We start from the raw sequence: 12,390 nt of genomic DNA, 5'->3' as shown, positions 1-12,390 counted from the left end.
CTGATGTTTTTCATTAGACCCCTTGTCAGTATGTCTCTGGATATCCTCTTTTGGCCGATTACCGGGGGGCCTACACAGCTCAGTGTACTCGGCTGTTGCCTGCAGAACAACTAGAGAGTTGTGTTAGGCAATTTTAGCCGCACTGAGGCGGTTTTTTGCAGGCTTATCCTGCGCCAGCCGGTGATGCTGCCTGAATCATATAGTCGATGAAGGCCCGCACTTTTAGAGCAACATGAGGACCCGATGTGTAGACTGCATATACTGTGCCCGTATAGGGTGCGTCACAGGTCCAGTCGGCAAGCACTCGCTGTACCCGCTTACTGGCCAGCGCGGGCGCTGCCGCGAAATTCGGCACCAGTACGATGCCTCCGTCTGCTTCCGCTAGCGCAACTAGGGCGGCACTATTGTTGATGGTGACGCGCGACGCCATCCGCACCGTGGCGCGTTCGGCGCCACGAATCAAGCCCAGGTCCGGACCGAACCGTCCATAGCCCAGATACGCGCACGAGTGCGCTACTAGCTCACTGGGCGCAATGGGCGTGCCATGCTCGGCGAGATAAGCTGTTGACGCCACTAGCACGTAATCCAATGGAAACAGAGGACGGGCCACTAGACCGGGGGCAAGGTCGCGCGCGATGCGGATTGCCAGATCCACGCCGTCGTCGACCAGATTCACATTGCGGTCGATGAGTGTAAGGCGCACGTCGACCAGCGGATAGGCTGTTAGGAACGAGGGCAGGAGCGGTGCCAGCCAGGTTTCGCCAAACACGACGGGCGCACTGAGGCGTAGTACACCGGTCGGCTGCGCACGGTAGTGACCTGCCAGCGCATGGACTTCGCGCGCCGTGCTCAGAATGCGAGCGCACGCTGCATGGGCCTCCCGGCCCAGCTCGGTCAACGCCAGGGCGCGCGTGGTCCGCGATAGCAGGCGCCCTCCCAAGTGCGCCTCCAGGCGCGCGACATGGCGGCTGACGGCGGACGTTGTGATCCCTAAGTGGCGCGCCGTCGCCGCAAAACTGCCCTTATCGACCACTTGGGCAAAGATCGCCATTTCCCTCAACATTTCCATTTTGTATCCTGCTTGTTACGTTGCGTCTCAGTCATCAATCCTTTGCATTTTAAGTGGATTGTCATTTTGAGCGAGTCAATCGATACTGCGGGTTTTGGGAGAAATCATGTATAAGAGTGTTTTCCGTACGGATGGCAAGGGCGGTTTGCAGCGGCTTTCCGAAGTACTCGCCCCCCTGCAGCCCGGCATGGTTCGCGTTGCCGTGCGCGCCCTTTCCCTGAATTTCAGGGATCATTATTTCATCCGCGGCAACCGCTTTCGCGACCCTATCGATGGGCGAATTCCGATGACCGACGCGGTCGGCATCGTGGAAGAGGTGGGGGACGGTGTGACACGCTTTGCCGTCGGCGACCGGGTCTGCTCGACCGTCCTGCCGCACTGGCTCGACGGACCGTTGAACGCTGCTGCGCTGGGCGGTTCGATCGGCTCGAGCGCGGCGGATGGCGTGTTGGCCAGCCATTTCGATGCCTCCGAACATGCGCTAGTATCGGCGCCAGCGCACCTGAGCGACATCGAAGCGGCAACCCTGCCAGTGGCCGCGCTGACTGCCTGGCATGCCGTCGCCGAGCTGGGGGTCGTCCACGCTGGCGACACGGTCGTCGTGCAGACAACCGGAGGCGTCGCCGTGTTCGCGATGCAGTTTGCGCAGGCACTCGGTGCTCGCGTGATTGCCGTGTCGCGTTCGGCAGCTAAGCTGGCGCGCACCGAGGCTTGGGCCACCATCGATTCGTCGCACCTGCCCGAATGGGACCGCGAAGTGCAGACACTGACCAGTAATCAAGGTGCGCGCCTTGTCCTCGACATGGGCCTGTCGGATTCCCTGCGCCGCGCAACGCGCGCCGTGGCGTTCGAGGGTACAGTCGCGATCATCGGTGTTGTTCAGGAACACGTGAACCCGCTTGACATCTTCACTGTCATGAACAAAAACCTTAACGTGCGCGGCGTGGAAACCGGTTCGCGCGCCATGTTCGAGCGGATGAATGCTTTCCTGGTGCAGCGCGACCTCCACCCACATATCGACGCCGTGTTCGATGTCGACCATATTGAGGCCGCGCTTGACCGGCTGGCGGCGAGCCCGTTCGGCAAAATCGTACTGACGCTGCCTGCACACCATGGCAAACAGTCATGGACGTAAAGACGTTGTTCCTAGCGCAGCTGATGGCTATCCTAGCCAATTCTATCGTGTTTTCCAATCTGTCTTCAGTGCGGCTTCACGAGAAGCGGTAGAACCAACTTGGACAGGGTATCTCGACGCAGTCTGATCGCTGAGACGATGGAGCGCAACAGGGGCGCCCCCACCTGCGGGTGCGCGCCTTGAAGTTCATGCATGAGCCCAGCCTCTCGATTAGCGCGCTCCTTTTGCTTTTCATTGTCGCTCCTTCGATTTATCCAACTATTTTGTGGCTTGGCGAGCGTCCGCTCTTGGCCGCTCCCGGCCGTTTGGCTCAGCATGCCAAGTGACCACGCAGAGGGAAACAGCTTGCCGTACCAAGTAACGGCGTGTGTATCACGATGCATGCCTTGGATCAGTTTTCAGCCCGGCCGGTATCAGGATTGATTATAGATTTTGAGGTCGTGCGTGTGCTGACGAGCCAAGCAAAGCGCTACCTACGCATTTGCCGTGCGACCGCAGCGTCATAAGCTCTGAAGGATAGAGGCTCAGCCGCGCGCCGCCGACGCAAGAGATTGTTAAAATAAAAATATCTATTCAACCCCGTTGAGTCCGCTGGCGCCTCGCGGCGGCCTGACGATTGGCGGCGACAGCGGGGGAGTAGCGTTTGATGAACGAGCAGAACGCGGGGTACGCAAAATTTCGACGCAAACTGGTGCTCGGTTATTTGATTCTGTGCGCGTTGCTCTTCGCGTTGCTGGGTTGGAAAGTCGTGTCGGGATATCGATCGGACCGGCAAGCGGCGGCTGCGGTTACAAAAAACACCGCACGCGCCATGGCGGCCCACGTCGGCGAAATTATCGACGCCGTAGACCAGTCGCTACGCCTCTCTGCGTCAGGCATCTCGGCACTTGACGACGGCGCGTTGACACCGGACGCGGTGCTGCCCTTGCTCGCCGCCTCGTCCAAAGGGTCTGACTCGCGCCATTGGCTTCTGTTCATCGACGCTTCCGGCAAAGGGGTGGTCGCGAGCAGCGGATTGCCGGTCAAAGACGTGTCTTTTGTAGACCGTTCCTATTTTCTGGACGCGTTGGCCAGCCATTCTGATCAGCTGCATGTTGGCGAGCCAGCCGTCGGGCGTGTGTCCAAGCGTCGCTTATTTTTTCTGAGCCGTCGCGTCGAGTCGCTATCCGGGAAATTTCTGGGCGTTGTTGCCGCACCGGTGGACGCCAAACGCGTCGCGGACGTGTTTGAAAGAGCCAGGCTCGGCCCGGAGATGTCCATCTCCTTGACTATGAAGGGCAGCATGATCATCGCGCGCGCCCCCTTGTTCGAGGAGTCATTTGGAGCTGACCTGTCCGGGTTAGCGCGCCCCAACTCCGCCGTGGTCGTCGAGGGGACGTTCGAGGCCGACAGCCCTTTTCGCGGGGAGCGGCGGCTCTTTTCGTACACCCCGGTGGCATCGCTGCCCTTGATGGTCGTCGTGGGCGTCACGCGCGAGTCGTGGGCAGCGGGCTCGCGCTCGGACTTTATCGCCGGGCTTTTGGGGCTAGCCGTGGCGTTGATCGTCGCGCTCTTCAGCGGCCGCTTCGCGTTGGAGCAATACATGCGGCTGGAACGCGTCGAGGCGTTGCAGCGCAAGCTGATCGACCAGCTTCACTGCGCCAAGACGGATCTCGCCCGTGGCGAGCACCGGCTGCGAATGATCGCTGACAGCGTGCCGGCGCGGGTCGCCTACGTCAATGCCGATGAGCGCTACACGTATCACAACACCGGGCCAAGCGGCGTCCCTGGCGGTGCATCGCAGGGGAAGACGCTTTTGGAAACGCACGGCCCCGAGGTTTATGCAGCAATAAAGAAGGATGCGCGCCAGGCTCTTTCTGGCGAAACGGTAGATGTCGAGCGGAGTTACGCCGTCGATGGCGAGGCGCGTTGTTTCAAGCATCAGTACACGCCAGACTTTACCAGCCGAGGAAGGGTAATGGGCTATTACGCCATGGTCACCGACATTACCGAGTTCAAGATGATCCAGAAGCGCCTGTCGGATTTGGCGCGCGTCGACGACCTAACCGGACTTCCGAACCGGGCGGAGTTGTCGGACCGGTTGGTGGCTGCGCTGGCGCGTTGCCGCCGGACAGGTACTGCCATGGCCTGTCTGTATTTGGACATCGATCGGTTCAAAGAAGTGAACGATACGCTGGGCCACGCAGGCGGCGACTGCGTGTTGATGGAGTTCAGCCGACGATTGCGCCAATGCGTGCGTGAGGCCGACACAGTCGCGCGGCTGTCTGGCGACGAATTCGCCATCGTTCTCGAAGACATCGGCCGATCTGAAGAGGCTCAAGGCGTAGCTGCCAAAATCATCGCCTGCATGGCCATGCCCTTCAACATCGAGGGCGAGCTGCGCGTGGTCACGACCAGCATTGGCGTGGCACTAGCCGATCCGTTGGAGGACGATCCACGCTCGCTGCTGCGGGCTGCGGATGCCGCGCTTTACCGCGCCAAGAGAGCAGGTCGAAACCGGTTGGAAAGCTGAGGCGTGAGAGGCAAAGGATGCCTCTAAAGAGCCCTCGACTGTTGTCGACGTCCGGCGTGTACTTCGTTGCCTTGTTGAGCAAGTTGACCATGGCCTGAACAGGTCGATCCCGGCCGCCGGTAAGCCAAGGATGCGCACCTTCACAACGGACGCCTAACAATTGATTTTTGAATTGCATTAGTGGCCGCGCCTGATCAACCGAGCTTGTCAAAATTGCAGTCAAATCGACCGCAACCATCTATAGCTCAACAACTCCCTTGGTTACCTCATGGTTCGTCATTTCCGTCACTTATTTCTTGATAGTAGCGTATCAGGTTACTCTGACTGTGCTCTGAAGATCGGTAGCGAGCTGTCGAATCTCAAGCGCAGGTAAGCGTTATGCTATCCTAAACAAGGATGTAGCGTGGCAAAATCGAGACTGTCAAAGCCTATGTAACTTGTGTTGCCATAAAATCACACATTCGAACTATTAATCAAATTCGTCATATATTCATGCGTTAGTTGCTATAATGCACCAATAGTTTATTTCTTTTCACGGAGCTTCGTATGAGTTTGGAAGGTGAGTTGATCTGGTTACGGTTCTTGGTCCAAATGGCCCGAGAGAGTCAAGTTCTTCGAGAACCAAGCGTTCGCAGTCAATACTGAGCGCCAGGTGTGGTCGTTCGCTTCAGCTGCTACGGCGACTACCGCCGCGCCGAGAAGCCACCGGAAGCGATGCGAAGCCCGGAGATGCTTGTTGCAGTGAGAGGCTGTGGCCTCGAAGCTCAGCCGGCGCAGCCTTCTATACGATGATGGTCATCATGCCTTCCATCGTGTCTACCTATACTTCCTCGTTGCCGGCGCGGATGCGGCCATGGCATGCGACACTGCAGGCGCGAGGGCGCTGAACAGAACGCTCATCATGGCGATCCGGGCGACTACCAGCCGCCGTCCGAGGAAGTTGTGCATGCCGAAATAATATCCGGCTCTTTGTCGTTCCCGCGCGCCAAACTGTCCTGGCGTGTGCCGGCCGCCCCTCCCGCGCCGGATGATCAGGCCAGCCGCAGCGCGATCCTGCGCCCGGCGATGCTGCGCACGATATCGCCGTCATGGGTGACCAGCAGCAGCGCGCAGCCGCTGGCCCGCACGTGTTCGGTCAGCAGCGCGAACACTTCCTGCTGCGTGACCGGATCCAGGCGCGAGGTCGGCTCGTCCGCGAAAATCAGCGCCGGCCGCATCAGGAGCACGCGCGCCAGCGCGATGCGCTGCAATTCGCCGCCCGAGACCTGGTGCGGCAGGCGCTCGAGCAGGGCGGGCGCCAGCCGCATGCGCGCCAGCATCGCTTCCAGCAGCGCCCAGTCGAGCAGGTGCAGCTTCACCAGGTCCTGCAGCGAACGGCGCAGGGTGATACGCGGCGCGAAGGCGGCGCCCGGATCCTGCTGGATCTTCTGGAAGGCGGTCGGCGCCAGGCCGGCTGCGCGGGTCACGCGGCCGCGGTCCGGCTTCAAGAGACCGAGCACGATATTGCCGAAGGTGGTCTTGCCCGATCCGCTCGGGCCGCTCACGGCGACAATCTCGCCGGCGCCGATGCTGGCGTCGACACCGGCGAACAGCAGCTGGCTGCCGAAGGATTTGCCGACCGCATCGACCGTCACGATCGCGCCGGTTGGGCCGGTTGGGCCAGCCGCGGGATCGGCACCCGCGGCGGCGTGGTCCGGTGTCCAGCTGGCTGGATCGGCCGCCAGCAGACGCCGCGTGTAGTCGTCACTCGGCGCGGCCAGAACACTGGCGGCGTCGCCTTGCTCGATCATCGCGCCGTTCAGCATCACCGCCAGCTGCCCGCCCAGCTCGCGTGCGAGCCAGATGTCGTGCGTGATGCACAGCAGGCTCATGCCCTCCGCCTGCGCCGTCCGCAGCAGTCCGAGGACTTCGCCGCGCCGATCCGCATCTAGGCCCTTGGTCGGCTCGTCGACGATCATCAGCGGTGCGCCGGCGGCGTGGGTGGCGAGAAAAGCGGCGCGCTGGGCCATGCCGCCCGAGATCATGAAAGGATACTTGTGGGCGGCGTCCAGCAGGCCGAGCGATGCCAGTGCACGCCCGGCCCGGTCGCGCGCGTCGGTCGCCCCGCCGACCAGCGCATGGGTCTCGGCCACCTGGGCGCCCACCTTCATGGTCGGGTCGAGCGCAAGCCAGGGTTCCTGCGGCAGCAGCGCCAGGCGCCGGCCCCAGCCCGGATGGCGGCTACGCTGGTCGGCGGCGGCGCTGTGCTGGCCGCCGATCGATACCCGGCCCTCGCAGCGCAGCGGGGCCGGCAGGTTGCCCATGATAGCCTGGGCCAGCAGCGACTTGCCGGAACCGCTCTCGCCCAGCAGCGTCAGCACGCCGCCGGGCGGGATAGCGAACGAGATGCCGCGCACCAGCGCCCGGTCGCCGTGCAGCACGGCCAAGCCTTCCACTGCGAGGGCGGGTATCGTGGCGCGGCCGTTCATGCGCTGTCCTTTTCGGGCGACAGCAGGAGCAGGCCGAGCAGCACGAGGAACAGCACCAGCACCGGCGCCCCTACCAGCCAGGGCGCCTCGCCATAGTAGGGCAGCAGTTCGATCATCATCACGCCCAGTTCCGGCGTTGGTGGCTGCAGGCCGACGCCGACGAAGCCGAGTGCCGACATCGCCAGCACCGCGCCGGCAAAGCCGAAGCGCATCAGCGTGAACAGTTGCGGCAGCAGCTCGGGCAGCAGGTGGCGGCGCACGATGTGCAGCGGGCCGAAGCCGAGCAGGCGCGCGGCTTCGACGTGCGGGCTGGCCAGCAGGATGCGGCTGGCGGCGCGCACCACGCGGAAGTATTCGACCCACAGCGCCAGCGAGATGCCCACGTACAGCGGCCAGAATCCGCCCGGCGCGAACGCGGCCAGCAGCAGTACCAGCAGCAGGCCGGGCAGGGCCAGCACAGCGTCCGCAACAGCCGCCAGCACGCGCTCGATCCAGCCTCCGCGCCAGGCGGCCAGCAAGCCGCCCAGCGTGCCGGGAATGGCCGCCGTCAGCACGCTCACAAGTGCCAGCGACAGCGACAGGCGCGTCCCGTGAGCCAGCCGCGCCAGCATGTCGCGCCCGAGCTGATCGAAACCGAGCGGATGCGGCATGCTTGGCAGCTCCAGGAAGCGCTCGAGCTGCTGGCGGGCCGGATCGATGCCCACCATCCAGGGGCCGAACAGGGCGAACAGGCCGGCGGCCGCCAGCAGCAGGATACCGACGGTTTGCGCGCGGGTGAGGCGCCGGCGTGACGGCGCCGCGTCGAGGAGGTAGTAGGGAGAGAGGGCGGTCATGGACGGCGGCGTGGATCGATGAAGGCGCAGGCGGTGTCGACCAGCGCGTTGAACAGCACGAACATCAGGCCCAACATCAGCGCCGTGCCTTGGATCATCGGCACGTCGCGGCCGAAGATCGCATGCACCAGCGCGTGGCCGATGCCGGGCCAGGCGAAGATGGTTTCCACCAGCACCACGCCTTCGACGAGATACACGAGCTGGACTCCGAGGTAGGCGACGACCGGCGCGGCGACGTTGCGCACGCCGTGCCGCAGCAGCGCCTGGCGCAGCGTCAAGCCTTTGGTCAGGGCGAAGGCGAAGTAGGCCGAGCCGCGCACCCGCACCATGGCGTCGCGGGCCACGCGGCAGGACACGGCCGCCATGCCCAGCGCCAGCGTCAGCGCGGGCAGCAAGATGCTGCCATGGTCGTCGTGCCCGGCCGCCGGCAGCACGCCCAGGCGCACCGAAAATAGCAGCACCAGCACCAGCCCGAGCAGGAAGGAGGGCAGTGCACGCAGCAGCACCGACATAGCCAGGGTCGCGCGGTCGACCAGGCCGCCCGGCTTCAGGCCTGCCATTACGCCGAGCGTAGGGCCTGCAAGAAGCGAGAGCGTCATCGCCAGCAGCGACAGGCGCAGCGTGGGCCCGAGCTGGTAGGCGATCTCGTCGATTACCGGCTGCGCGGTCACCTGCGAGACCCCGAGGTCGAAGCGCAGCAGCCGGCCCCACCACTCGGCCAGGGCCGCAGGCCAGGGCCGGTCAAGGCCGAGTTCGAGGCGCACCGCATCGGCCGCAGCGCTCGTGACCATGTCGTAGCCGTAGCGGCCGGCGGCGATGCGGTAGGCCATGTCGCCCGGCAGCATGCGCGTCATGAAAAAGCACAGGGTGCCGACCAGCAGCGCCACCAGCGCGGCCTGCAGCAGGCGCCGCGCTAGTGCCGTTATCAAGCTCTTTAAATCCATTGGAGGTGCGAAATCCTGTAGCTGCGTTCGAAAGGGTCGATGCTGGCGCCTTCGATGCGCCGGCTGGCGGCGCAGACCTGGCGGTACCAGACCACGGGAATCACCGGCAGCTCCGCCTGCAGCAGTGCCGCTATCCGCATGCGTTCAGCTTGCCCCGTGGCGGCACCGGCCTGCCCGCCGGCGGCAAGGCCCGCCAGCGCGGCGGGCACCTCGGCGTTACGCCAGCCCATCGCGCCCCAGTCGCCGCCGCCCGGGCCGAAATCCTGGAGCAGGGTGGCCACCGGGTCGGGCACGTTGCCGAAGTTGCGCGCCACCAGCGCCAGTTCGAGGGAGCCGCTGCGGTGGCCGGACGGGATGTCGCTGGAATTGCCGACCACGACGCGCACGGCGATGCCGATCTGGCGCATCTCTTCCTGCAGCGCGGCGGCGATCAGCGGCAGCTCGGGGCGGTCGACGAAGGTGGTCAGCGTCAGCGCCAGGCGCCGGCCGTCGCGGCGGCGGATGCCGTCGCTGCCCGGCTGCCAGCCGGCGGCGTCGAGCAGGCGCCGTGCTTCGGCCGGGTCGGTACGCAGCGGCGCCAGGGTGGCGTCATGCCATTGGCCCATCGACGGCGGGAACAGCTGGGTCGCGCCCAGGTCGGGATCGCGCAGCAGCGCGCGGGCGATCCCCTTGCGCTCCACGCACAGCGCGATCGCCTGCCGCACGCGCACGTCGGCCAGCAGCGGATGGCCGCTATTAAGCTTGATGAAGGTGGTCCGCGGCAGCATCGCCGATACCAGGGTCGCCTTCGAGCTGCGCTGCAGCGCGCGGATGCTGGGCGGATCGAGCGAATAGGCCAGGTCGGCCTGGCCGCTCTGCACCAGCAGCGTGCGCGTCTCCGCGCGCGACACACTGATGTAGCGGGCGCGCCGTACCCGTCCCGGCAGGGCCAGGCCGCCATAGCCGTCGAAACGCTCGACGTCGAATTGCTGCGGCAAGGTGATCGACGTAATGCGGAACGGTCCGGTACCGACGATGCGCACCACGTTGCCGCGCGTGTCGAATGAAGCCGGCGCCAGGATCTGGGCCGAGTAATGGGTCAGCAGGTAGGGCAGCGGCGCGAACGGGCGTGCCAGCCGGAACACGATGGCGCCGCGCTCGTGGGAGATGCTGCGTATGCCGGCCAGGCCCAGCACCCCGGGCCGGCCGTGGGCGCGGCGCAGGCAGGCCAGTACGCTCTCCGGCGTGACCGGGGTACCGTCATGGTAGCGCCGGCTGCCGCGCAGCGTGAAATGCCATTCCAAGCCATCGGCGGAGACTTGCCAGGACGAGGCCAGGCGCGGCTGCAGGCGGCCGCGGTCCGTCACGTCGAGCAGCGTCTCCACCACTTCCATGCGCGCGAACATGTAGCCTGCGCGCGAGGGATCAAGTCCGGTCATTTCCCAAGGACCAACCACGGTCAGCACGTCGGCGGCGGCGGTGAAGGTATGGGTATGGGCTGCACCGTGGTCGTCGGCATGCGCGGCGTGCCGGGAGAGCAGCGGCGTGGCCGCGGCAGCCAGCATCAAGCGCCGCCGCCGTGATGGTGCAATCGAAAATCTCATGTCTCGGGATTCACTTGATGCGCTGGATTGGCGCTGGCTGAATGGCCAAGATTATAACTGATAGGAAATCTGAACGGGTTCGTTCATGCCTTGCGCCAAGCAAGCGGCGAAGTCTTATACCTTCTTTCCTTGACCGCTGCGCCGAATTGCAGGCGGCGCAGACGCCATATCCCGGACCTGCGCCGTACCAGCTTCAACGTCGAAAACGCACTGGTACGCTACAACGACCGGGTCGGCCGCCTGCGCCTCGAATACCATGCCGCGCCCGGTCTGCTCATACGCAACGAGAGCTACTACATCACCAGCAAGCGCCACTGGCGCAATGCAGAAAGCTACGCCTTGAATGCCGCCGGCACGCGCGTCAACCGGAGCGACTACCTGGAAATCCTGCATGACCAGGAGCAGGCGGGCAATCGCTTCGACGCAGTTGTCGACGGCCGCATCGCCGGCCGCGCCAACCGGCTGGTGGTCGGCCTCGAGTGGTATCGCACGCGCCTCATCCACAGCAACAATTCGCCCTACGGCGGCGCCAGCGTGGTCGATCCCCACGATTTCATGCCCGGCTATTTCGTCAGCCCGGTCCCCACCGTCGCGAGCCGCCGCGCGGAGATGACAACCGGCGCCTTCTTTGCCGAGGATGTGCTGGACATCGCGGCGGACTGGAAACTGGTGGCAGGCCTGCGCCGCGACGCCATGAATTTCGACAACCTGGACCTGCGTACAGGGGTCGCACTGGGCAAGGACTATCATCCTGTCACGGGGCGCGTGGGTGCCGTATGGAAGCCGGCCGCGCAGTTGTCGCTGTATGGCCAGTTCGGCACCGCCACCGATCCGCTGAGCGGCGCGCTGTCGCTGCCGAACGGCTCAGTCAGCTACGACCTGACGCGTGGCCGGCAGCTGGAATTCGGCGCCAAGGGTGGGATGCCGGCGGTAAAGGGCGAGTGGACCGTCGCCGCCTACCGCATCGAGAAGCGCAACCTGCTGTCGCGCGATCCGGACAATCCTTCCGTGGCCCAGCAAGTCGGCCAGCAGTCGTCGACCGGCCTCGAACTGGCCTTTGTAGCCGAGCCGCTGCGCGGCTGGACCATCGACGCCAACGCCGCCGTGCTGCGCGCGCGCTACGACGATTTCAAGGAGATCGTGGGCGGCGTCCCTGTGGCGCGCGACGGCAATACCCCGGCCGGCGTGCCCGAGCGCACGGCCAGCTTGTGGACCCGCTACCGCTTCCTGCCGCAATGGGATGCGGGCCTGGGCGCACGCTACGTGGGCCTGCGCCAGTCTAATTCAGCGAACACCGCCAACTTGCCGGCCTACACGGTCCTCGACGCCTCGCTGGCGTGGCGCCAGTCGTCGGCGTTGACCCTGGTCCTGGCCGTCAAGAACCTGGCCGACCGCGACTACGCCCTGTCGGGCAGCGGTGGCGTGCGCTGGCTGCTTGGAGCGCCTCGCACCCTGCAGCTGACGGCGCGTACCAGCTTCTGATCCGCGATGAAGAAGACCCTGATCTTCCTGCACAAGTGGCTCGGCGTCGGCCTGGCGCTGCTGTTCGCGATGTGGTTTGCCAGCGGCATCGTGATGTACTACGTGCCTTTCCCGTCCCTGACCCAAGGCGAGCGCCTGGCGGGCATGCAACCGCTCCGGGCGCAAGCCCCGTGCTGCCTGACGGCGCAGGATGCGTCGGCCCGTGCTGGCGTGCGCTTTTCCGAAGCGCGGCTGGGGATGCTTGGCGACCGGCCCGTGTGGCGCTTGCTCGGCGCCGACAAGCGCTGGGTCGGCGTCGACGCGGCCAGCGGCGCTGCGCTGGCGCCGCTGACGGACGCCGAGGCGGCCGCCGTGGCGCAGCGCT

The 12,390-nt window shown here is 64.9% G+C and carries 8 protein-coding genes and 1 pseudogene; 4 read left to right on the top strand and 5 right to left on the bottom strand.

The genetic code is table 11. The annotated features are described in order from the left end of the window. Positions 1–163 precede the first annotated feature (163 nt). Entirely contained in the window at positions 164–1,069 is a 906-nt protein-coding gene (locus U1H99_RS15840) for a LysR family transcriptional regulator (protein ID WP_323142691.1), read from the bottom strand. Between the two features lie 106 nt (positions 1,070–1,175). Between U1H99_RS15840 and U1H99_RS15835 the strand changes: the two genes are divergently transcribed. Further along, positions 1,176–2,204 (top strand): zinc-dependent alcohol dehydrogenase family protein, encoded by a 1,029-nt coding sequence (locus U1H99_RS15835; protein WP_323142690.1) that lies wholly within the window; start codon positions 1,176–1,178, stop codon positions 2,202–2,204. A 646-nt stretch (positions 2,205–2,850) separates the two neighbouring features. Continuing rightward, positions 2,851–4,716, top strand: a complete 1,866-nt coding sequence (locus tag U1H99_RS15830; protein ID WP_323142689.1) for a sensor domain-containing diguanylate cyclase — start codon at positions 2,851–2,853, stop codon at positions 4,714–4,716. A 1,031-nt stretch (positions 4,717–5,747) separates the two neighbouring features. On the opposite strand, the gene U1H99_RS15825 is transcribed toward U1H99_RS15830, so the two are convergent. From U1H99_RS15825 to U1H99_RS15810, 4 genes are read right to left on the bottom strand one after another with little or no spacing between them, the layout of a single operon-like run. Beyond that, complete coding sequence (locus tag U1H99_RS15825; protein WP_323142688.1) at positions 5,748–7,184, bottom strand: ABC transporter ATP-binding protein; 1,437 nt, start codon at positions 7,182–7,184, stop codon at positions 5,748–5,750. Beyond that, positions 7,181–8,017, bottom strand: a complete 837-nt coding sequence (locus tag U1H99_RS15820; protein WP_323142687.1) for an ABC transporter permease — start codon at positions 8,015–8,017, stop codon at positions 7,181–7,183. Before U1H99_RS15820 ends, U1H99_RS15825 begins: the two co-directional genes overlap by 4 nt. Then, the gene (locus U1H99_RS15815) at positions 8,014–8,961 is read right to left on the bottom strand and encodes an ABC transporter permease (RefSeq protein WP_323142686.1); all 948 of its coding nucleotides are present in this window, start codon (positions 8,959–8,961) and stop codon (positions 8,014–8,016) included. The genes U1H99_RS15820 and U1H99_RS15815 overlap by 4 nt, the downstream gene beginning before the upstream one ends. Next, the gene (locus tag U1H99_RS15810) at positions 8,952–10,544 is read right to left on the bottom strand and encodes an ABC transporter substrate-binding protein (RefSeq protein ID WP_323142685.1); all 1,593 of its coding nucleotides are present in this window, start codon (positions 10,542–10,544) and stop codon (positions 8,952–8,954) included. Before U1H99_RS15810 ends, U1H99_RS15815 begins: the two co-directional genes overlap by 10 nt. 129 nt (positions 10,545–10,673) lie before the next feature. On the opposite strand from U1H99_RS15810, the gene U1H99_RS15805 reads away from it, so the two are divergent. Both U1H99_RS15805 and U1H99_RS15800 read left to right on the top strand, forming a co-directional pair. Then, positions 10,674–12,026 (top strand): TonB-dependent receptor, encoded by a 1,353-nt coding sequence (locus U1H99_RS15805; protein ID WP_323142684.1) that lies wholly within the window; start codon positions 10,674–10,676, stop codon positions 12,024–12,026. A 6-nt stretch (positions 12,027–12,032) separates the two neighbouring features. Continuing rightward, positions 12,033–12,390: pseudogene (locus U1H99_RS15800) on the top strand (PepSY domain-containing protein); the annotation flags it as partial.

The organism is Massilia phyllosphaerae (assembly GCF_034659755.1).
GTDB classification, from domain to species: Bacteria; Pseudomonadota; Gammaproteobacteria; order Burkholderiales; family Burkholderiaceae_D; genus Telluria; species Telluria phyllosphaerae.
The sequence above is the reverse complement of the archived record's forward strand: the minus strand, read 5'-3'. Positions and strand labels throughout refer to the sequence as shown.

Coding starts and splice junctions, on each gene's coding strand:
- U1H99_RS15840 (WP_323142691.1), bottom strand. CDS start 1,069: ATGGAAATGTTGAGGGAAATGGCGATCTTTGCCCAAGTGGTCGATAAG.
- U1H99_RS15835 (WP_323142690.1), top strand. CDS start 1,176: ATGTATAAGAGTGTTTTCCGTACGGATGGCAAGGGCGGTTTGCAGCGG.
- U1H99_RS15830 (WP_323142689.1), top strand. CDS start 2,851: ATGAACGAGCAGAACGCGGGGTACGCAAAATTTCGACGCAAACTGGTG.
- U1H99_RS15825 (WP_323142688.1), bottom strand. CDS start 7,184: ATGAACGGCCGCGCCACGATACCCGCCCTCGCAGTGGAAGGCTTGGCC.
- U1H99_RS15820 (WP_323142687.1), bottom strand. CDS start 8,017: ATGACCGCCCTCTCTCCCTACTACCTCCTCGACGCGGCGCCGTCACGC.
- U1H99_RS15815 (WP_323142686.1), bottom strand. CDS start 8,961: ATGGATTTAAAGAGCTTGATAACGGCACTAGCGCGGCGCCTGCTGCAG.
- U1H99_RS15810 (WP_323142685.1), bottom strand. CDS start 10,544: ATGAGATTTTCGATTGCACCATCACGGCGGCGGCGCTTGATGCTGGCT.